Annotated in this window: 18 protein-coding genes and 1 pseudogene; 11 read left to right on the forward strand and 8 right to left on the reverse strand. The window is 51.7% G+C overall.

The genetic code is table 11. From position 1 onward, the window contains the following. Nucleotides 1-5 precede the first annotated feature (5 nt). Both ABLV78_RS04385 and ABLV78_RS04390 read left to right on the forward strand, forming a co-directional pair. Nucleotides 6-545 (forward strand): fimbrial protein, encoded by a 540-nt coding sequence (locus ABLV78_RS04385; protein ID WP_047044000.1) that lies wholly within the window; start codon nucleotides 6-8, stop codon nucleotides 543-545. Between the two features lies 1 nt (nucleotide 546). Continuing rightward, a complete protein-coding gene (locus ABLV78_RS04390; RefSeq protein WP_047043998.1) occupies nucleotides 547-2,214 on the forward strand; it encodes an O-antigen ligase family protein in 1,668 nt (555 codons plus the stop codon). A 32-nt stretch (nucleotides 2,215-2,246) separates the two neighbouring features. On the opposite strand, the gene ABLV78_RS04395 is transcribed toward ABLV78_RS04390, so the two are convergent. The 6 genes from ABLV78_RS04395 to ABLV78_RS04420 all read right to left on the reverse strand — a co-directional run bounded on the left by ABLV78_RS04395 (nucleotide 2,247) and on the right by ABLV78_RS04420 (nucleotide 10,071). Further along, the gene (locus tag ABLV78_RS04395) at nucleotides 2,247-4,070 is read right to left on the reverse strand and encodes an ATP phosphoribosyltransferase regulatory subunit (protein ID WP_047043997.1); all 1,824 of its coding nucleotides are present in this window, start codon (nucleotides 4,068-4,070) and stop codon (nucleotides 2,247-2,249) included. 112 nt (nucleotides 4,071-4,182) lie between these two features. Further along, nucleotides 4,183-5,451 (reverse strand): histidine--tRNA ligase, encoded by a 1,269-nt coding sequence (hisS, locus tag ABLV78_RS04400; protein WP_045373961.1) that lies wholly within the window; start codon nucleotides 5,449-5,451, stop codon nucleotides 4,183-4,185. Between the two features lie 116 nt (nucleotides 5,452-5,567). After that, nucleotides 5,568-6,704 (reverse strand): histidine decarboxylase, encoded by a 1,137-nt coding sequence (locus ABLV78_RS04405; RefSeq protein ID WP_015369839.1) that lies wholly within the window; start codon nucleotides 6,702-6,704, stop codon nucleotides 5,568-5,570. A gap of 34 nt (nucleotides 6,705-6,738) precedes the next feature. Next, nucleotides 6,739-8,085: a histidine-histamine antiporter gene (hdcC, locus tag ABLV78_RS04410; protein WP_045373958.1), complete on the reverse strand. Its 1,347-nt coding sequence runs from the start codon at nucleotides 8,083-8,085 to the stop codon at nucleotides 6,739-6,741. Nucleotides 8,086-8,416: 331 nt separating this feature from the next. Then, nucleotides 8,417-9,001 (reverse strand): cytochrome b, encoded by a 585-nt coding sequence (locus tag ABLV78_RS04415; RefSeq protein ID WP_047043995.1) that lies wholly within the window; start codon nucleotides 8,999-9,001, stop codon nucleotides 8,417-8,419. Further along, nucleotides 8,998-10,071, reverse strand: a complete 1,074-nt coding sequence (locus tag ABLV78_RS04420) for a catalase family peroxidase (RefSeq protein ID WP_047043992.1) — start codon at nucleotides 10,069-10,071, stop codon at nucleotides 8,998-9,000. The genes ABLV78_RS04415 and ABLV78_RS04420 overlap by 4 nt, the downstream gene beginning before the upstream one ends. Before the next feature lie 503 nt (nucleotides 10,072-10,574). Here ABLV78_RS04420 and ABLV78_RS04425 point away from each other — a divergent pair. From ABLV78_RS04425 to ABLV78_RS04445, 5 genes and pseudogenes are all read left to right on the forward strand, one after another. Next, the gene (locus tag ABLV78_RS04425; RefSeq protein WP_161801926.1) at nucleotides 10,575-11,531 is read left to right on the forward strand and encodes a LacI family DNA-binding transcriptional regulator; all 957 of its coding nucleotides are present in this window, start codon (nucleotides 10,575-10,577) and stop codon (nucleotides 11,529-11,531) included. Between the two features lie 116 nt (nucleotides 11,532-11,647). Further along, the gene (locus tag ABLV78_RS04430; RefSeq protein ID WP_047043988.1) at nucleotides 11,648-12,457 is read left to right on the forward strand and encodes an inositol monophosphatase family protein; all 810 of its coding nucleotides are present in this window, start codon (nucleotides 11,648-11,650) and stop codon (nucleotides 12,455-12,457) included. Nucleotides 12,458-12,567: 110 nt separating this feature from the next. Beyond that, nucleotides 12,568-13,926 (forward strand): MFS transporter, encoded by a 1,359-nt coding sequence (locus tag ABLV78_RS04435; protein WP_049056553.1) that lies wholly within the window; start codon nucleotides 12,568-12,570, stop codon nucleotides 13,924-13,926. A gap of 25 nt (nucleotides 13,927-13,951) precedes the next feature. Next, nucleotides 13,952-15,217 carry a histidine phosphatase family protein gene (locus tag ABLV78_RS04440; RefSeq protein WP_047044140.1) on the forward strand — a complete coding sequence of 422 codons (1,266 nt, stop codon included), beginning with the start codon at nucleotides 13,952-13,954 and terminating at the stop codon, nucleotides 15,215-15,217. Between the two features lies 1 nt (nucleotide 15,218). Continuing rightward, nucleotides 15,219-15,476 (forward strand): annotated as a pseudogene (locus tag ABLV78_RS04445) (IS3 family transposase); the annotation flags it as partial. Between the two features lie 296 nt (nucleotides 15,477-15,772). On the opposite strand, the gene ABLV78_RS04450 reads toward ABLV78_RS04445, so the two are convergent. Together ABLV78_RS04450 and ABLV78_RS04455 are read right to left on the reverse strand one after the other, a co-directional pair. Then, entirely contained in the window at nucleotides 15,773-16,285 is a 513-nt protein-coding gene (locus tag ABLV78_RS04450) for an NlpC/P60 family protein (RefSeq protein WP_196796337.1), read from the reverse strand. 39 nt (nucleotides 16,286-16,324) lie between these two features. Continuing rightward, the gene (locus ABLV78_RS04455; RefSeq protein ID WP_072058204.1) at nucleotides 16,325-16,735 is read right to left on the reverse strand and encodes a protease inhibitor I42 family protein; all 411 of its coding nucleotides are present in this window, start codon (nucleotides 16,733-16,735) and stop codon (nucleotides 16,325-16,327) included. A 359-nt stretch (nucleotides 16,736-17,094) separates the two neighbouring features. On the opposite strand from ABLV78_RS04455, the gene ABLV78_RS04460 reads away from it, so the two are divergent. The 4 genes from ABLV78_RS04460 to rcnR all read left to right on the forward strand — a co-directional run bounded on the left by ABLV78_RS04460 (nucleotide 17,095) and on the right by rcnR (nucleotide 20,314). Continuing rightward, entirely contained in the window at nucleotides 17,095-17,214 is a 120-nt protein-coding gene (locus tag ABLV78_RS04460) for a DUF5993 family protein (protein ID WP_242436977.1), read from the forward strand. A 17-nt stretch (nucleotides 17,215-17,231) separates the two neighbouring features. Continuing rightward, nucleotides 17,232-17,798, forward strand: a complete 567-nt coding sequence (locus ABLV78_RS04465) for a disulfide bond formation protein B (RefSeq protein ID WP_047044142.1) — start codon at nucleotides 17,232-17,234, stop codon at nucleotides 17,796-17,798. Between the two features lie 443 nt (nucleotides 17,799-18,241). After that, complete coding sequence (locus ABLV78_RS04470) at nucleotides 18,242-19,708, forward strand: C69 family dipeptidase (protein WP_047044144.1); 1,467 nt, start codon at nucleotides 18,242-18,244, stop codon at nucleotides 19,706-19,708. A 333-nt stretch (nucleotides 19,709-20,041) separates the two neighbouring features. After that, entirely contained in the window at nucleotides 20,042-20,314 is a 273-nt protein-coding gene (gene rcnR, locus ABLV78_RS04475) for a Ni(II)/Co(II)-binding transcriptional repressor RcnR (RefSeq protein ID WP_015369853.1), read from the forward strand. Nucleotides 20,315-20,329 lie beyond the last annotated feature (15 nt).

The raw sequence follows: 20,329 nt of genomic DNA on the forward strand, positions 1-20,329 counted from the left end.
ATGCCATGAGATTTACGGCGTTAATCGCGACCAGCGCGCTACTGCTTGGCGGCATGGCGCAGGCCGATACTAAACTGGTCGGCGGCGATATGTACTTTCACGGCACCATTCGAGCGCTGGCCTGCAGTCTTGCGCCAGGAGGCGATAAAATCGAGGTCGATTTCGGGCAAATCGCGACGCAGGATCTCTATCTCTCGGGGCGCAGTAAGCCAAAAAAATTCAGCATTGAGTTACGCGACTGCAACCCGGAGGTTTTTCGCGGGATCTCGGTCACTTTTAGCGGGCGTGAAGATGCGGAGCTGGCGGATCATCTGGCGCTGGATAGCAGTGAACAAGGCGCCTCCGGAATCGGCATTGGAATGAGCGAAGAGGATGGTACGGCAATCCGCCTTGATGAAAGCACGTCAGTCAAAGAGATTACTGAAGGCTCGATGACGCTGAACTTTTTGGCATGGGTCGCGGCGGAACCGTCGGCGATAAAAAATCAGACTCTCGAATACGGCCCCTTCAGCGCCAGTGGGACCTGGACGCTGAACTACCAGTAGCATGATGAACGCATTGCATCGTATTGCGCCGCTGCCGGCGCAGAAAGTATTGCTCGTTGTCAGTCTGCTGTTCTGGGGCGGGGCAATGCATCTCTACTGGCCGAATAACGGCGGCAGCGGTTTGTCGTTGCCGCTAAATATTACGGCCTGGATTTATGCCGTGGTGCTGGCAGCTAGCGCATCGATACTGGTACCTCTTCAACGCTGGCGGATAACTATACCCGCCGCGGGGTTTACGATGGGCGCGCTCATTCTGACGCTGCTTTGTCTATTGACGCCTGAGATTTGGCGGTCCGAGGCGCTGCTGGTGGCGGGGGCGTTGTCAGGAGGCGTGCTCGTCTATTTGGCGACGTTGCAAATTCCGCTTACGACAAACACGCTGACACTACTGTTGGCTCTGCTCTGGGGCGCGTGCGTCCTCGAATGTCTGGCGTTTACCTATCAATACTGGCATTGGCCGGGAGTGAATTACTGGGAGTTTGCCTGGCGGCGCGGTACACGCCCCTACGGTATTTTTCAGCAGGTTAATCTGATGGCCAGCTTCACGGCGTGTGGCGTGCTGCTGTCAGCATTGCTCTATTTACGGCTACGTGGCGGATATCGAATTATCATCGTGATTGCTCTGGTGCTAATGGGATTTGTTCTGCATGAGTCTCAGTCGCAAACCGGTTACCTGTCTGTGGCGGTAGGCGAGGCCTTGCTGCTGGCGGTTTTTCCTGCGCAGCGCCGTACGCTGCTGTTACTCCTGCTGCCGCTGGCGATAGGCATGATTGCGGGCGCGCTTGCCCGCCATTTCTTGTCGGTGGTGACGGTTAATCACCTGACGACCTCCCAGGTGCGCTGGACGGTGTTGAAAGCATCGCTGGCATTATTTGCCGAACGTCCGTGGACAGGATGGGGCGTGGGCAGTTTCGCCGCCGTGTTTCTTGAACGCGCGGGGCCGTTGGGGCTGAGCAGCATCTCGCATCCGCATAACGAACTGGCGCTGTGGCTGGTGGAGGGAGGGCTGATTGGGCTGGTAGGAGCGCTTTGTTTTATGGCAAGTGGTTTATGGCTCTGGCTATACGGCAATCGCTGGCATCGCGCCTGCCTGGTGGCGGCGCTACCCGTGGTTATTCATATGTTGACGGAATACCCCGTCAGGCAGTCAACGCCACACTGGTTACTGCTGATTTTGTTGCTTCGTTGCGCAGACTGCCGGCGAAAAGGGGCCCGGCTGCCGTTCACCCTGGCGTCGCTGTTGCGTGCCGTGGCATCGATCGCGGTTGCTGTCATCACTCCATTGTTGTTTCTCACGCTGCAGACACAACAGCAACTGACGCTGGCGGAGCGACAATCGACGCAGTGGCGTCTGGCCGAACCTCTTCCTGTAGGAGGCTGGCTGCTTGCCACCCGCTACCGGTTTGATGTCCAGATGGGGTATCTACAACGATATCAACATACCCGCGATGAGCGTTGGCTGGCAGCCGTTCGCCGCTGGGCGCCTGACTATGTGCGTGTTCAACCGGACCCGAATGTCTCCTTCACGCAGATCTTGCTGGCGTTGCAGCAGCGGGACCTGGCCGAGGCGCATCGTCTGGCGACGCGCTTTTGTCTGTTGTACCCGAACGATAGGCGTATTCCATGGCTGCAGGATGCGCGACGTCCTTTTAATCAAATAATGGAGTGAGATAAGCAAATCCTCTTATCGACCAGCGTCCATCACTGAGCCAGAACGACCTGCGCGAGCCGATCGGTGATGTTATCAAGCGTGCAAATCTTAAAACGATGGTCCCGTGAATCAGAGAGGATGATCGTTTCTCCGTCGCCTTCGATTTCAAGGATAAATCTTGCCCCCAGACGTCTGGAATTTTTATAGCGAGTGCTGATTCGTTGGGGGGAGCAGTCGTTGATGATGCTTAGATAGGGAAATTGCTGACGCAGGCTACGTCCGAGCAGCATTGCCTTAGCTGCCACACGGGGCTGGCCTGCAATAATCACAATGTCGGTCGGCGGATGTGCTCTGGCGGGTTGGGGACGATAACCGAGCAGAGTGACAATCGGCTCCATCATGAATGCAAAACCGCAGGCGGAAACCGGTTTTTCAGCAATACGGCTGGCGCAGGCGTCGTATCGGCCGCCGCGGCTGATGATTAACTCGCGCTCCATGGCGATGCTGCGCCATTCAAAGACCAGCTGACAATAGTCATTGGCGGGAAACAGCGCAGGATCGTACTGCCAGGCAATACCGGCTTGGGTCAGGGCATGCTGAAGGCGCTGGAACCGATGACGGGAGTCGACGGTAATAAAATCCGCCAGACAGGGCGCCGCAGGAGCAAGACGCTGAAGAAGGATATCCTCATGATGGATCAACCACTCCGGATGTTTCTCCAGCCACTGCTGCTGCTCCGGGTTCAGCAAACGCGCGATGGGCTGATAGTAATCGCGCAATGCCCGGCGGAAAGCCGCCAGCGAGGCCTCGTCACCCAGCATATTAATATGCAGTTCCGCCATTTCACCGAGGCCAATACGCCTGAAGAAAACCGCCTGCATGACCAGATGCTCAAGTTCGATATCAACGCCGGGCATGCCGAATGCTTCGACGCCAATTTGATGATTTTGCCGGATATCTCCATCCAGGGAACGTTGACGGAACATGGCGCCTGAATACCAAATCCGGCTCATTACCGTGGTATGAGGATTGTCTGCCATCAGGCGTAGACATCCGGTTGTCCCATCGCCACGTAATTTTCCCTTGTCGGCCATCACCGGGCCGCCTGGCGCGAATAGCGATGTATGTTCAAGTAAGGGTAATCTGATCTGTTGATAGCCATGCTGGCGCAGAAACTGTTCAGCCTGAAGTTCCAGCCAGGTCCACTGTTCTGACGGGGAGGATTCATATTTGCGCGGGCGGCCGCAATGTCGTGCCCGTAGCGGCCTTTCCATCTGGGCTTCAAGTTGCTGGCTCAACGCTTGCGAGGCGAGCAGGCAATTTTGCGTCAGTGCATGACGGATCCTGGTCACCAGCGCCCGATTTACCGGTTGCCGGCAGAACTCCTGGAAGTGGGCCTGTCGCTGTGGCTCATTCTCACCGAGCTTGAGCCAGGCAGGATGGGGGACTATCAAACCTGAAGGCAAATTACCGTGACTATGGCATCCCGGGCTCCCGTCCTCGTCACATTCAATAAAGCGTTTCACGGCCAGGAAATAGGTTTCTGGTTCCAGGGGGCTGCATAAGTAGCGGCTGTCCCACAATGCGCCATGCCGCTGGTAACGACGATTGTAATAAGGCACATAGCTGCGTCCGATATGCTGAATAAAACGGCTTAGCGCCTGTTTATCCGGCGCGCTGACCAGCAGCAGGATACGTGGGACGGCAAGTGACCAACTATGAATAGACACGGCGTAACGTTGCGCCGCGTCTTGCATACACCGTTCGAAGGCAGAGTAATCCTCCTCGTGGCGGAATAACGCTTCGCCATTATGCCCGCGAAGCTGCGCCAGATGCGGCATCCCCGGAATAAATAATCTGTTTTTTCTCGGCATGTCCACGATTCTCTGGTTAAGGCTCTATTTGTTTGTCAGGGTGAAATGCTGAAGGCGGGATAAGCGCCGCGACGAGTACCGTCCTGCCGCACGGTACCCAATCTGGACGTGTTTACTGGCAGTGCTGTTGCAGCCAGTCAATGAGCGCTTTCTCTTCGAGCGACATTTGACGGGAGCTGGCGAGGTCCCACAGCCGTATCTCATTGTCGGTATTCAGCGTGATAATCGCGCGACACTGACTTTGCAGGGCGGTCTGATGCTGGCGTTTAAGTTTGTTGCCGCTGCAATCCACCATCACGCTTAACTTTTCAATACGTTGGCGCAGAAGCTCCGCCAGCATCTGGGCCCGCAGGCCATCATCCTGACATTCACTGGTAATGACCACGTCAGGGTGAAAATGCCACAACGGATTATCTTTCTGGCTGACGGTCTGAATGAGTAACAGCAGGCGTTCGATACCGATGGCAAAACCGCAGGCTGGCAACGCCTTCGGATTAAATAACTCCGCCAGGCCGTCGTAGCGGCCGCCGCCGCAGACGGTGCCCTGCGAGCCCAGTTCATCAGTCACCCACTCAAACACGGTGCGGGTGTAGTAATCCAGCCCACGCACCAGACGCGGATTGATGGTATAGGGGATGTCGGCCTTATCGAGCAGTTCGCAGAGCAGCGAAAAATGGTGACGGGAGTCTTCGAACAGGTAATCCAGCAATCGCGGCGCCTGTTCCAGCATGGGCTGCATGGTCGGGTTTTTGCTGTCGAGAATACGTAATGGATTGGTTTCCAGCCGTTTCAGGCTATCTTCATCCAGTTGCTCACGATGAGCATTAAACCAGTCAACAAGGGCGGCCTTATGGGCCCGCCGCTCATCCGGCGTGCCCAGGGAGTTAATTTCCAGCCTGACATGCGGGGTCAGGCCCAGCTCCTGGAACAAATCCCGGACCATAAAAATCATTTCAGCATCGACGTCCGGCCCGGCCATGCCGAAGGCTTCAGCACCAAACTGCGTGAACTGACGCAGCCGTCCCTTCTGCGGGCGTTCATAGCGAAACATCGGGCCCTGATACCACAGGCGCTGGGTTTTGTTGTAACACAGATTATTTTCCAGCACCGCACGCATACAGCCGCTGGTCCCCTCGGGACGCAGCGTAATCTGTTCACCGCTTTTATCCGTAAAGTTGTACATTTCTTTGGCAACGATATCTGTGGCTTCGCCAACAGCACGTTCGAATAAGGCGACCGGTTCCAGCAGGGGTAAGCGGATCTCCTGGTAGCCATAACGGTAGGTCAGACGGCGGAATTTATTTTCAAGCCATTGCCAGATTGGCGTTTCGGCGGGCAGTACGTCGCGCATACCACGTATGGCTTTTAACTTTGCACTCATCGTTTATGACTCCTGATGCGAAATTCCCATATACTGTGCAGGTCTGGCGGGTTCCGGTTGGCGCTGCAACCCACCAGATTGTCCAGCGGGCAGCGGCAGGTTGCCGCTGCTCACTCTTATGCCGCCCGTTGCGCCAGGTCGGCGATTACGTCATCGATCAGCGCATCAATCCGGGAACTGTCCAGGTGGTGAGCGGTGGTGATCAGATGGGCCACGTTGCCGGACGTTGCCAGGCAGTGTTTCTTCCATACCCATTCAGAAGGCTTCGGAAAGACCACCGTGATGGAATTTTTGTGGCACAGCGCGTCAATACCTGCTGCTTTAAAGCGATCCACGGCATATTTCGCCATGTTGAGGCTGTGACCAATGCGGCGATGCCATTCGGCATCGGTATGGCTGCGAACGGCGGCCCACATCATCAAAGGGGTATGACCGTTGCGTGACCCTGAAATCGTTTTATCGTGGGCGGAGATGTAGTCGATCTCTACGCTGATACGGTCGACGTTGGCTTTCTTGGCTACCACAATGCCGCATGGAATCGGGGAGCCGATCATTTTGTGTCCGGAAACGCCAATCGAATCGATACCGTCGGCGAAGGTAAACGGCTGTGGGTCCTCCACGAAAGGCAAGATCATGCCGCTTAGCGCGGCATCAGCGTGCAGATAATAATCTTCACGTGGGATCCCCAGCGCAGCGATACGCTTCTGTATCTCAGCGATATTATCAACAGCCCCGCGTACCGTTGTGCCAATATTGGCGAAAATGATAGGATGGCGTTCGCCTGAGGTCCTGATTTTATTGATTAAATCATCATAATCCATTTCTCCGTCTGGTTGAGATTCCACCAGTTGCGATTTGATACGCAGCAGTTTGACGATTTTGGCCACGGAATAGTGAGTATCTTTTGAATAGTAGAGCGTGCCTTCCGGGAACAGCTCTCTTCCCAGATAGCAACCAAACATATTACTTTCTGTGCCGCCGTTGGTGACATAACCCCAGCTTTCCGCAAAGGGAATTTTGAATATGCCGGAGAAATACTCCATGACTTCTTTTTCAAAGTCGAAAGAGTTGAGTAAATAGTTACAGTACTCCCCCCAGTCACCACAGTTATTAATTGAGAAACGCAGAAAACGCTCCAGCATGGTGTAATCAAAATCAGCAGATTCAGGGTAGCCAATATTAAAGTAGCGATTTTTTACACAGTATGACCAAAATGCATCAAGTTTATTTTGATCGGCAATAGATAAAGACATATGAATCTCCATATTTATGTTGGTGAATAAAATATTATTTTTGAAGGTAAAGAATATCCTGGCCTTTTTTATTACGTCCGGCCGCGACAAAAGAAAACAGAGGAATAGTTACCATCATCATAATTGTGCCCCAGAAAATGGAATCAGTACCCGAACCGAGTAGGGCGAATATACTGTAAATCATACCGATGACAGTCAGGACGCAATAAAACATAAAGCCACGTCCACGGTTGAGCTTTTTAGAAACCATGATGATAGGTAGCGCGATAATGGCATACATATAAGGCAGCAGGGAGGCAAATACCGACATCAGAATCACCACCTGGAACTGTTTGGCGAGATCGGGGGAAGCCGTCAGTAACAGCACCAGGCTCATCAGCACGCCAGAAATAATCAGACCTTTCATCGGGACATCATTTTTATTGGTCTCGGCGAAAATCTGCGGAAATAACCCCTGTTTCGCCCCTGCGCGCGGGCCTTCTGACTGCAGGATCAACCAGCCGGAAATGGAGCCAAAACAGGCGATAATACTCAGCGCGGAGGCGATGTTGCCGGCCATATCGCCAAACATATAGCGTGCCGCATCGGCGAATGGGGCGGCAGATTTGACCAGTTCAGCGTGGGGAACCAGGCCCATGATAACGGTACAGCTACCGACGTAACATACGGAGGCAATCAGCAGACCATATACGGTCGCGCGAGGCACCGTGCGTTCAGGGTTTTCCACCTGTCCGCTGGAGACCACGGCGGATTCCACCCCTAAGAAACCCCACAGCGCAATGGAGGCCGCGGAGACGATGGCTGAGCTGTCGCTGTTGCCCGTCCCGTTGTAGACTTCAGAGAACATTTTCGGGTCAAACCAGAACCAGCCGACAATGCCCACACCCAGCACCACAACCAGCATGCAGCTGGCGGTGAAGGACTGCGCGCGCCCGGCCGTTTTAGCCCCCAGGCTGCCTAAGGCAATAAATGCCCACAGAATAGCGATAGCGGTGATACAACCGTAAACCGGATTATGTAGCGCCGGGAAGAAGTAACTCAGATAGCCTACCCCGGCGACGAGGAGCGCGACGTTGCCAATCCAGGCGCTGATCCAGTAGCAAACCGTCGTCTGAAAACCGATGAAAGGGCCAAACGCATCGCTGGCATAGGCCACGATCCCTCCCGCGCGAGGGGTAATAAGACTGGTTTTAGCGAAAACCAACGCCAGCGCAATTACGCCAATAATAGTAAACAACCATCCCCATAGTGAAATATATCCCACTCCGGCGAGATTGGTCGGCAACATAAAAACACCGGAACCCATCATATTTGATGCGGTCACAAGGGTTAGTGCCGTTAACCCCATTTTTTGCGCAGTACCCGCGCTGACGCTTCCCATATATATCCCCTCTGTATTAAGTAAATGCTTACTTGGTTATTAAGCGCATTTTTTCACAGGGCAGGTGCGGGAATATGATCTACATCATTTTTTGAAAATGATATGCGCGAATATATATTAATTTCTGTATGTTTTTTAAACAGTGATTGGGTAATTCACTCCGTCCCCTTTTTTATTTAATCATCAACGCTATTGGTGATTGCGCAATAAATAACGGACGGGCTAATTTTTATAGGTGAGAGCTATAGTGAGTGGCTGCAGAGTTTTCGAATGCAAAAAATAAGGGGCCGAAGCCCCTTATTTTTACTTCAACGAACCTTGTTATTAAATTTCACCGCTTTACAGGTGGTTCACTGGACCAGCTAGCGCTTTTTGCCATGCTGGCAAACACGCCGTCGCGGAATATCCATGCGTGCACTAATGCCGCCGAGAGATGTAGCAACACCACCGCAAAGAGCAGTTTAGCTAACAGGCGATGGGCGTCGTGAAACCAGGCAAAAAGCACCGGGCTGGTCGGGGTAATGGCCGGAAGGTTAAGTCCTTCAAACATAACAATCGGAACGCCCGCAGCCGACAGTTGCGCCCAGCCAAGCAAAGGCATTGCCAGCATCAGCGCGTACAGCGCCCAGTGTGACGCTTTTGCCGCCAGTACCTGCCAGCGTGAGAGCTCCGCAGGAAGAGGTGGCTGCCGGCTATAAAACCGGTTGGCCAGGCGGATGAGCGCCAGCAGCAAAATAGCGATCCCCAATGGCCGATGTACATCCACCAACCAAATGCGGTGGTGTAATGAAGTCATCATGGCGGCGCCGATGAACAGCATGGCCAGGATCATGATTGCCATCAGCCAATGTAGATATCTCGCCAGAGGGTTGAAATGCTGCGGCGCGCGCTCTTGGTCAGGTTTATTCGAAATCATTTAACCTCCTGTTTTTGCACGGCTTCGGTTGCTTTGCCGTAGCCAATTTCCCGTTCGCGACGGCTCCAGGAATGCGAATAGGCGCCAGAGCGCGCATTTAAGACGGGGTCGTTAGAGACCTCTACTCCAGCAGGCACGATGGAGGGATCAAAGTTAACGTCACGGCAGGCCCCTTCGGCTTGGGCGACGAGTTGGGTGACTTTGAGCGTACCGGCGACGACCTGCTGACGATCGTTTGGCCATGGCTGAGAAGGGTCATCCACCGCGTCGCCAGGTTGGGCGAGTTGCAATACCAAATCCCAGTAAATGGGATGCTGAGAAAGCCGCTGCTGTAATTGTTCGAACAGGAAGTTATGGTCGGCTCTCTGTCGTTGTTCATCAGGGATAGAGACAAATGGATCGTGCGGCCGCATCATCCAGCGTACGGGCTGGCGCTGGCGGTCGGCGTTCACGAGATAGAAAGCGTTAATACTATAAAATGTCGCCCCGGCAAAGCCGCCTGGCGCTGGCTTTTGCGCCGCCCACTGCAAATATTTACCGGCTTCCGGGTAGTCCTGTAAAAATGCGGCGAGGCGCTGCGGATCGGGCTTACCGGTGGTCGGGTCGACGGCGGTGGCCTTTTTCATGGCAAGAAAGCCCTCCGGGTTTCGCGTGGCGAAGTAGGGCTCGTTGTTCATTGCCATACGCCATTGCTGTTGATCGTCCGTTTTCAGTAGCAGCGCCATGCTCAGGGTTTTCGTTGAATTATCAGCCGCGTGCGGATTACCTGCGCCAATGGAGAATCGCCCTACAACGGGGGTCTCCGACTGTGAAAAGAGCCGCGTGGTGGAATAAGCAACGGCTGGACCGGCTGGCTCGAACGTCCCGGTAAAACAGATCCCTTTACCGTGTGCCCGGCGGAACCCGGCAGGAAACGGCTTGTCTGGATCGGGGACTAATGACTGGCTGGTGGTTCGCGAGCCCAGCCAGCCTGAGGTCCAGGCGAATGCCGCCGCCGTTGCCCCGACGATGACCGCGATGGACGCCAGCGCGCGCCAGGTATTTTTGGATCGGAAATCCAGTTTTGACATAGACGTTTCCATCGTTAAGTTTTATTTCACGTCACGCGCAATATATCGCGCGGAACACGTTTAATATCGTGAAGATATAGGGTTGTTATTAATATCTAACCGTTAACGTTATTATATTTAAGTTCTTATAACATAATGTTTATGAAATAAATTTCATAATAAAATTATTATAATTTAGTTGGTTACGTTTTTTCTTTAACCGCGCTTTTATTTCTTTATGAAGAATCATGATAATTATTATAATTGGTGCGCGAACGAAAGAAACAATATCACGAAAAGTTTATACTTCTGTTCAGTTAACGTGATAATAAAAAATGTCATTATCTGCGCCGGTTGACCGGCATCACCGACCCGATTCAGGGTATAGTGAAAGCCAAAGTGTTCTCGGGACACATAGCCTTCAGCGTGACGAGGGTAATGTGTTGAGCGATACATCTATGCCTGATGGATTTCACTGAAAAATCAAAGTGATGAACGATAAAAAATGGATTAAAGCAGAAGACGTGGCGAAGCTTGCCGGCGTTTCCCGTTCAGCCGTCTCCCGCGCTTTCACGCCCGGGGCCTCGGTGTCGCCGAAAACCCGCGCCAAAGTGCAGGCCGCCGCGGAAGCTCTGGGCTACCAGGTCAATATCATCGCCCGTACGATGAACACCGGCAGCAGCAACTTTATCGGCATCATCACTTCAGGGTTCGATAACCCTTTTCGCAGTAAGCTGCTGGCGCCGCTGATCCACCAGCTGGCGCTGCATGGATTTATGCCATTGTTGATGAACGCCGATGATCCGCAGCAGTTAGCTCCTTCGCTAAAACATCTTCTCAGCTATCACGTCGCTGGCGTCATTATCACCTCCGGCGCGCCGCCGCTGGAGCTGGCTGAGGAGTATCTTGCGCGAAAAATCCCCGTTACGCTTATCAACCGTCACGCTGAACTTCCCGGCTGCGACCGCGTCAGCAGCGATAACGCGCTCGGCGGGAAACTGGCCGCTGAGCTGTTGCACGCAGGCCAGTGCCGGGACGTCGGTTTTATTGGCGAAAATCGCGACAATTTCAGCACCCGGCAGCGCTACGAGGGATTTATCCGCCATGCCAGCGGGCTGGCTGTTACGCCGCATTTCTGCGAAACGGGCGGTTATCAGTCCGGTTTTGCGGCCGCTCGCCGGCTCGCCGCGGAAAGGCCAGGATTGCAGGCGCTGTTTTGCGCCACGGATATGCTGGCGATTGGGGCGATGGATGGGCTACGAGCGGATAATCCAGCAGCCGTCCTGCCGGCAATTATTGGCTTCGACGATATTCCCCAGGCGGAGTGGCAGCCTTATCAACTTACCACTATCCAGCAGGATACCACGCAGTTGGCTTATCACGCGGTGGAGATGCTGGTCAGCCGGATCGCCAAATTCAATCAACCTTCACGTCACCGTGAAGTTGCTGTGAAATTAATAATTCGTAATAGCGCTAAATGAAAAATTCATTTTATGATGAATCGATCACAGAATTATCGCTAAAATCCATCCACACTCACTGCGCTCTTCGGGGCTTTTTTAAATAAAATTGCACACGTGTGCAAAAGGAGTAAATGATGACATCACTGGATTCCTCTGCGCTACAGGCCCGCTATCGCCTGGCCTGTGAGCTGGCGAAAGCGGGTGCCGAGCTGGCTTTCGAATACTATCAGCAGCGCGAGGCGCTGACAGTAGAGCATAAGGGCAATGATCTACAGGACGTGGTGAGCGTGGCCGATAAACGCGTAGAAGCCTTTGTTAAACAGCGCATTACTGACGCGTTTGCGGAGGATGGTTTTCTCGGCGAAGAGAGCGGTACGCAGATGCCGGACGCCAGGGTGCTATGGGTGGTTGATCCCATTGATGGCACCAGCTGTTTTTTGAATGGGCTGCATACCTGGTGCTTGTCGCTGGCGATCGTCGTTGACGGCGAGCCGGTGGTTGGCGTCGTCTACGATCCCAACCATCGTGAACTGTTCCACGCGCTACGGGGCCATGGCGCCTGGCTCAATGAGACGCCAATCCGCCCACATCCCGCAGCAACGGTCAAAGAAGGGGTGATGGGCGTCGGAACGTCTCATCGGGTGACGCCGGCGGAATTCCTGCCTTTTCTTGACGCGCTGCTCAGCGATGGCGGCATGTTCATCCGCAATGGCTCCGGCGCGTTGATGAGCGCATGGGCGGCCGCCGGGCGACTGATTGGCTACTATGAACCGCACATGAATCCGTGGGATGCCTTACCCGGTCTGGTTTTGATGCGCGAAGCCGGGGGCGTCGCCAACGACTTTCTGGCGCAAGAGGGGATTCGTCACGGCAACCCTCTGCTGCTGGCCAGCCAAACGCTGTATCCCCAACTACAAAAGATGATCCTTCAACCATTACATTAACCCTTACAGGTTCGGGCTGTTTCTGATTATGTACCCTACACAGTAACGATAACGACCCTCACGGACGAAGCACATCAATCAGTCAAGCCTCCGACCGTCGGAGAAACTATATGTCTGGAATTATTCATTTTTTCCGGGCGTCGCCGCCGCAAGCGGGCGCCGCGTTTGATGAAAAACGTTTTCGCCGGGTACGTTGGCAAACGTTTATTGCCATGACCCTGGCCTACGTGACGTTCTACGTCTGCCGCTTATCGTTCACCGTGGCGAAAAGCGCGCTGGTGGAATTAGGCATTACCCCAACGGAGTTGGGGATGATTGGCTCGACGCTATTCTTTAGCTACGCCATCGGCAAACTGGTCAATGGTTTTATCGCCGATCATGCCAACGTGGTGCGCTACATGAGCCTTGGGCTATTGCTCAGCGCCGGGATGAACCTGCTGATGGGCATGACCACCAACGCCATGCTGCTGGCTATCTTTTGGGGGATCAACGGCTGGGCGCAGTCGATGGGTGTCGGCCCTTGTGCGGTTTCGCTGGCGCGCTGGTACGGCTTTAAAGAGCGGGGAACGTTTTACGCCATCTGGTCCACGGCGCATAACATCGGCGAGGCTATGACCTACATGGTGATCGCCGCGGTGATCGCGGGTTTTGGCTGGCAAATGGGCTACCTCTCCACGGCTGCGCTCGGCGCCGCTGGCGTGGTGCTGTTGCTGCTGTTTATGCGCGATTCGCCACAGAGCAGCGGCTTTCCCTCCATTAACGTGATTCGTGATGAACCGCAGGAAGAGACTGAAGCGCGGGGATCGGTGTTCAAAAACCAACTGCTGGCGTTGCGTAACCCGGCGCTGTGGACGCTGGCGCTGGCATCGGCATTTATGTATATCGACCGTTATGCGGTGAACTCTTGGGGGATCTTCTTTCTGGAGCAGGATAAAGCTTATTCCACCCTTGAGGCTTCAGGCATCATCGGCGTTAACGCGATCGCCGGTATCGCCGGGACCATCATCGCCGGCATGCTCTCTGACCGCTTTTTCCCGCGCAATCGCAGCGTCATGGCCGGATTTATCAGCCTGCTCAACACCGCGGGTTTCGCCTTAATGCTCTGGTCGCCGCATAATTACTACACCGACATCCTGGCGATGATCGTCTTCGGCGCGACCATCGGCGCGTTAACCTGTTTCCTCGGAGGATTGATCGCCGTCGATATCTCTTCACGCAAAGCGGCGGGGGCGGCGCTGGGAACCATTGGCATCGCCAGCTATGCCGGGGCGGGGTTGGGTGAATTTCTGACCGGGATCATTATCGATAAAACCGCGATCCTCGAAAACGGGAAAACGATTTATGATTTCAGCACGCTGGCGTTGTTCTGGATAGGCACCGGATTGGGTTCCGCGTTACTCTGTTTTACCACCGCCGCCATCGTCGCCCGACGCCATGCCGTCGAACGGCAGACTTCATTCTCCTCATAACCTATTAATCGATAAGGAAGATTTTATGATGCCTGCAAGACATCAGGGCTTTTTACGCCTGTTTATCGCCTGTGCGCTGCCGCTGTTGGCGATGCAATCCGCCGTCGCGGCGAACTGGCAACTGGAAAAAGTGGTGGAGTTAAGCCGCCACGGCATTCGTCCGCCAACGCCCGGCAATCGTGAAGCTATTGAAGCCGCGACCCAGCGTCCATGGACCGAATGGACCACCCACGATGGGGAGCTGACCGGACATGGCTATGCGGCGGTCGCCAATAAAGGGCGCGCGGAAGGGCAGCATTATCGCCAGCTTGGCCTGCTGCAGGGGCAGTGTCCGAGCGCGGAGGATATTTATGTTCGCGCCAGCCCGCTACAGCGTACCCGGGCAACCGCTCAGGCGCTGGTGGATGGAGCATTTCCCGGCTGCGGCGTGGCGATTCATTATGTCAGCGGTGATGCCGACCCACTGTTCCAGACCGATAAATTTACGGCTACGCAAACCGATCCCGCCCGCCAGCTGGCGGAAGTGAAGGCGAAAGCCGGCGATCTGGCGAAGCGTCGGCAGGCGCTGGCGCCGACGATCCAGTTATTAAAAGCCGCGGTTTGCCAACAGGATAAACCGTGCCCCATTTTTGATAAGCCCTGGCAGGTGGAGCAAAACCAAAGCGGTAAAACCACCATTAGCGGGCTGAGCGTGATGGCCAATATGGTTGAAACGCTGCGTCTGGGCTGGAGTGAAAACCTGCCCTTAAGCCAGTTGGCGTGGGGGAAGATTACCCGCGCCAGCCAGATCACAGCCATTCTGCCGCTGTTAACGGAAAACTACGATCTCAGTAATGACGTGCTGTACACCGCGCAAAAGCGCGGCTCGGTGCTGCTCAACGCGATGCTGGACGGCGTAAAAGCGGACGCCACGCCGAACGTACGCTGGCTGCTGCTGGTGGCTCATGACACCAATATCGCGATGGTGCGCACGCTGATGAATTTTAGCTGGCAGCTGCCCGGTTACAGCCGGGGCAATATTCCGCCGGGCAGCAGTCTGGTGATAGAGCGCTGGCGCAACAGCAAAAATGGCGAACGTTATCTGCGCGTCTATTTCCAGGCGCAAAGCCTGGACGACCTGCGACGCCTGCAGATGCCGGATCGTCAGCACCCGATGCTGCAACAGGAGTGGCGTCAGCCTGATTGCCAGCAGACCAGCGTAGGCACGTTATGCCCGTATCAGTCCGCGCTGGAGGCCTTAGGTAAACAGATCGATAAAAGCGCGGTACCGCCGGTGAATATGGTTCTTTAATCAGCGCAAACTCGTTAGCTATCTGAAGGCGCAATTTGCCATGGGTTTATGTCGGGCCGGCAGGACGTTATCGCTGAGCAGGACGGTGTATTTTTATCAGCCCGATACCCGGCGTAATGAATCGGTGATCCATGCCCTGACAGGACTGACAGAACGCTACCCGCGCTACGGTTTTAAGAAGCTGTTGCAACTGCTGTGCAGGCAGGGTAATACCCGGAGCCATAAACATGTTCACCGGGTTTACTGCCTGCTGAAACTTATCTGTGCAGAACGCTGAATGAAGCGCGGGAAATTACAGAGCGCAGGCTGATGGAATATAACAACGAGCAGTCTCATGAATCCCTGAACAATCCGACGCCGGAAGAGTATCGGTGATGGCTGAAAAAACTGGACTCTAAAAAATGTGTGGAGCTAAAATGGGTGTGCTTACAATGTCACATGTCCGAATAATGAGAAACCCACGCTGCCGCTTACGTTGTGAGCTAACAAATGTCAGTGGTTGCGGTAATGATCAATTGAGACATTTTAATTTGCATGGAGTATGAGTCACCTCACTTAGTAGCTAAGGATACGCCTTGCAGTATAATAATGTGCCCGCCAGTAACAATTTCGTAGATCCGAGATAGTCACACCTTTACTTTTTGCTGAGTTAACAAACTTGTTATGGCCGATGTAAACCCCAACATGCCGAACATTTTTCTTGATATTGAAAAAGATAAGGTCGCCGGGCTTCAGGCGACGTTTTTGTATCCTGTGGCCATAGTTTATCTGACCTAATGTTGTTCTGGGGAGTGTGAATAAATGTGTTTCCCGAAAGAATCTTTGCATTAATGCTGAACAGTCGATTCCATTTTTACTATTACCACCCCAACGATATTTTACACCCTTCCATTTGTAATATTCTCGCATAATATCTTTCTTAATGACATTAACCGTAATATGCCGATAAGTTGTTTTATGGTGATTTCTTCGATACCAAAGATGGTGGACATTGTGTCCAGCATATGCATAGAAGGAAATAAGATAAACGAACAACAGGAAAATGAGATTAAGTAACTTCTTCATCATGTGCTTAACTGTGGTAATTAGGTTGATGACGATCAAACATCATCGCTTAGTCTTTCTATTCATGTCCTGTTTAGTTAAAACATTGATGGCAGTGATATGAACCTGTTTTGGCAGCTTTTCCCATATCCTGGCATACTGAAGTTTTAGTATCCCTTCGCCGGGGGAAATGGCTTTGAGATACAATATTGTGGAGCCTGAGCATCCAGGCAGGCATAATCCAGGTTTTGGTGGGCTGTAAGCCATTCCTGTTAATGCGACCTGAGGTGGAAGAGAACGCACGATCCACGAATATCCGGTTGAAAGCGACACCGGAAGGCGAATACTGAAAATTTCACCCAGACTAACTACCTTTGCCGGTGATACTTCACGGTAAAAACTGTTACTTACCTTTTCCGTGGCATTTGCGATAAAAGATAAACAAAAAATTAATGGCAGTAAATAGATTCGCATCTAATCATAATCTCCGAAACTAAAGCAGCAAGTTCACCATCACTCTATGACATTTACCCGTGAATTTCTTGTGGGTATTTATGAATAAAAAAGAAAAAGCGTTAGTGTTTCTTAATTTTGCAAGTTTATGTCAGTTTGAGTATGTTCTAACAATGTGTGAGATAAATTAAGAGCTAGGTTTTAAACCTCAGAGAAAATTATGGCCTGCCGGGACTGAAATAACTTAGGAGTTCAGATTTGATTATGCTATCCTCATTAAGGATTGAGCTTTCAGGTTACATACCCATATGCCTTAACCCAAGGCAAGAGAGAATACTACTATGTATATGTTCTTACCATTTTTGATGGCATTGATTGTCATGGTCGGTGTGATATTTAATAAAGCGCGGCTTAGTTATATATGTTACTTTTTGTTATTTGTTGTTGCAATTCTTTCGTTTGTGCATCACGTCAGTGACCCGCTTAATTTACTCTTCTGATATTGTGGAGTGCCTGTATGAAGTATGAAAATTTAAAATCAGACTGGATTCTGAATCTTGCTGGGCTTACTGGTGTTTCAGTTATGCTGCTAACAGCATTTTACTATCAATTTTCCAAAGATGAACTTCCCTGTCCTCTATGTCTTCTTCAGCGCGTAGGGATAATTATTATCGGTTTTGGATTTTTGTTTAATCTTCGATTCGGTATTAAAGGACTTCACTACTGTTTTTCTCTTCTGGGGTGTGTACTTACTGGCATTATTGCTGGTAGACAGGTTTTATTACACATTACGCCAGGTACACCTGGTTATGGTTCGGCGCTGTTTGGATTGCATTTTTATACCTGGGCACTGGTAGCATCTGTGGGTATGGTTATTGCTATATCTGTCATGATCGCCGTAGGTGGCAGAGCGTTGTGTTTAAGGAACTCCTTAATTCTTGCATTTGTAAATAAATATAAGCAAATTCTTTATATTGTATTCGCTTTGCTGATTGTCGGAAATTTGCTGTCCACATTGCTGGAGTGCGGCACTGGGCAGTGTGCTGATAATCCTGTCAGCTATGAACTCCTTCACTGGAAGTAATCTAATAATGGCGACTTGATTCGATTGCAGGTATGGGTTTTCCTTTTATGGAGGCAGGTGAGGGTATCTTTCCGCGAAGGTATTTGTCCTGGGGGCATGCCGAAAAAAACACCTTTCGGTGAGTAAATTTGTAGGTCAGGGATGTGGAATAATGAAGATGCCACATTAAACAACCCGCGAAATTGTTAACTTCGGAGAATACCCAGGATACCCGACATGCTGCCCAATGAGGCGAAAATTCACCTAAGGCAAACTCTTGTTTGTATTTGGTACAGGTGCTGTAAAATTATCCGTTTTTTAGGTGTGATGGGGTAATCCTAAAGGATTAAAAAAATACTTACAAAGTATAACAGTATTTACTGATTTGATTTTTGTATTCAGCGTAATAAACCAATACAGTTAACTCCGGATTTATCATACAAAACAAAGTCTGGAAATTTAATATGAAAAAGACACTCATTGCATCGTCTCTCGCAATGCTGTTTATCGGTCAAGCAAGCGCATGTACCACTATTCTGGTTGGGAATCAGGCGAGTAAAGATGGCTCATTTATTATTGCCCGCAATGAGGATTACTCAGCGACAAATGCCAAGCATATGCTGATCCATCCTGCTGTGCATAATCAGACAGGGGTGTTCAAGGGGCATACTAACGATTTCACTTGGCCGCTGCCAAAAGACGCTTTGCGCTATACCGCTATTCATGACTTTGATACCAATGATAAGTCGACCGGAGAAGCAGGTTTTAACTCTGTAGGTGTGGGGATAACGGCAACAGAAACCATTTACAACGGCCAGCAGGCATTAAAGGTTGACCCTTATTTGGAAAAGACCGGCATCACTGAGGATGCTATTCAGACCGTTTTACTGCCGCGTATTCACAGCGCTCGCGAAGGGGCGGAGTTGCTGGGGAAAATTATTGAGGAGAAAGGGGCCGGTGAGGGTTTTGGTGTTGCCTTTGTCGATCAGCATGATATCTGGTACCTGGAAACCGGTAGTGGTCACCAGTGGATGGCCGTTCGTTTACCGAATGACAGCTATTTTGTCAGCGCAAATCAGGGCCGTCTCCAGAATTACAACGCGAAAGATAGTGCCAACTATATGGCTTCACCGACACTGGTAGATTTTGCAAAACAGCATGGGCTGTATAATCCGAAAGATGGCGCCTTTGATTTTCACAAAGCTTATTCTCAGGATTTAGCTAATGATGTTGTGTATAACTACCCACGGGTTTGGACGTTACAACATTTGTTCAATCCACAGTTGAAAACGACGATTGATGATGGAAAACATTTCCCTGAGTTTCTCAAACCTGCAGAAAAGATCACGCTGGATCAGGTGAAAGAAGCTTTACGCAACCATTATCAAGGAACCTCGCACGATCCTTATGCCAATAATAATCCGAAGGAGCCATACCGCCCAGTCTCAGTCTTCCGTACTCAGGAGTCCCACATTTTACAGGTTCGCCCTGATATGCCTAAAGAAATAGGTGAAGTGGAATATGTGGCTTATGGTATGTCCGCCTTGAGCGTCTATGTACCTTATTATCAGGGAATTTCGCATTATCTTCCGGGGTATGACAAAGGCACTGACCATGCAAGTGATGATTCTGTTAACTGGAAGTATCGTAAGCTGCAGACGTTGGTGATGCAGAACTACAATGAGTATGCGCCCGATGTTCAGCGAGCCTACCATGCTTTTGAAGAACAGACAGCCGTGCGCCAACATGAGATGGAGCAGGACTATCTTAAACTGTATAAAACCCAGCCTAAACAGGCACAAGCGCTTTTACAGGGTTTTGAGGATAAAACTATGAAAGATGCGCTGGCGCTGACGGATTCACTGACCAACCAGGTTTTCAGCAAGCTGACACATGACACAGACATGAAATACCACTTTGAAGGTGCTTGAATCTGTAGTGGACAAATAATATTGACCACAGTTTTACTGTAAAACGGTATCTGTTGTCTGATCCTTCCAGCGTCAGCCCACCATCATGACGGTGAGGTCTGACGCTATTGTTATAGCTCTATGTATAGCTACTGATTTGTCGCCCAACCTCGTCCTGCCATATCACCATATACAGGTACCCATTCATCGTTTCACGGGCTTGCAGTTATAAGGGCGCTATCAACAACCATCTGCGCATATTCCTGTCCGGACTCAGGACTGACAGTTCGTTTAGTTTTCTTGTTCATTAAGTTATCTGCGTAGCGACAAATTGAGTTCGCTAGTGAGGTTAACGTGTCGCATACGATTCGGGATAAAAAGAAGCTGCAGGCCAGAGCCAGCAAGATTGAAGGGCAGGTGAGCGCGCTGAAAAAGATGCTGGATGAGCCGCACGAATGCGCCGCCGTGCTGCAGCAAATTGCCGCTATTCGCGGAGCGGTAAACGGACTAATGCGTGAAGTGATCAAGGGCCATCTGACGGAACATATCGTTCATGAAGGCGATGAAGTGAAACGTGAAGAAGATTTGGACGTGGTGCTGAAGGTGCTGGATTCCTATATCAAATAGCGGCCACGAAGAGTA

The sequence above is a fragment of the Klebsiella sp. CN_Kp075 genome (genome assembly GCF_040065055.2).
GTDB lineage: Bacteria > Pseudomonadota > Gammaproteobacteria > Enterobacterales > Enterobacteriaceae > Klebsiella > Klebsiella aerogenes.

Coding starts and splice junctions, on each gene's coding strand:
- ABLV78_RS04385 (WP_047044000.1), top strand. CDS start 6: ATGAGATTTACGGCGTTAATCGCGACCAGCGCGCTACTGCTTGGCGGC.
- ABLV78_RS04390 (WP_047043998.1), top strand. CDS start 547: ATGATGAACGCATTGCATCGTATTGCGCCGCTGCCGGCGCAGAAAGTA.
- ABLV78_RS04395 (WP_047043997.1), bottom strand. CDS start 4,070: ATGCCGAGAAAAAACAGATTATTTATTCCGGGGATGCCGCATCTGGCG.
- hisS (WP_045373961.1), bottom strand. CDS start 5,451: ATGAGTGCAAAGTTAAAAGCCATACGTGGTATGCGCGACGTACTGCCC.
- ABLV78_RS04405 (WP_015369839.1), bottom strand. CDS start 6,704: ATGTCTTTATCTATTGCCGATCAAAATAAACTTGATGCATTTTGGTCA.
- hdcC (WP_045373958.1), bottom strand. CDS start 8,085: ATGGGAAGCGTCAGCGCGGGTACTGCGCAAAAAATGGGGTTAACGGCA.
- ABLV78_RS04415 (WP_047043995.1), bottom strand. CDS start 9,001: ATGATTTCGAATAAACCTGACCAAGAGCGCGCGCCGCAGCATTTCAAC.
- ABLV78_RS04420 (WP_047043992.1), bottom strand. CDS start 10,071: ATGTCAAAACTGGATTTCCGATCCAAAAATACCTGGCGCGCGCTGGCG.
- ABLV78_RS04430 (WP_047043988.1), top strand. CDS start 11,648: ATGACATCACTGGATTCCTCTGCGCTACAGGCCCGCTATCGCCTGGCC.
- ABLV78_RS04435 (WP_049056553.1), top strand. CDS start 12,568: ATGTCTGGAATTATTCATTTTTTCCGGGCGTCGCCGCCGCAAGCGGGC.
- ABLV78_RS04440 (WP_047044140.1), top strand. CDS start 13,952: ATGATGCCTGCAAGACATCAGGGCTTTTTACGCCTGTTTATCGCCTGT.
- ABLV78_RS04450 (WP_196796337.1), bottom strand. CDS start 16,285: ATGATGAAGAAGTTACTTAATCTCATTTTCCTGTTGTTCGTTTATCTT.
- ABLV78_RS04455 (WP_072058204.1), bottom strand. CDS start 16,735: ATGCGAATCTATTTACTGCCATTAATTTTTTGTTTATCTTTTATCGCA.
- ABLV78_RS04460 (WP_242436977.1), top strand. CDS start 17,095: ATGGTCGGTGTGATATTTAATAAAGCGCGGCTTAGTTATATATGTTAC.
- ABLV78_RS04465 (WP_047044142.1), top strand. CDS start 17,232: ATGAAGTATGAAAATTTAAAATCAGACTGGATTCTGAATCTTGCTGGG.
- ABLV78_RS04470 (WP_047044144.1), top strand. CDS start 18,242: ATGAAAAAGACACTCATTGCATCGTCTCTCGCAATGCTGTTTATCGGT.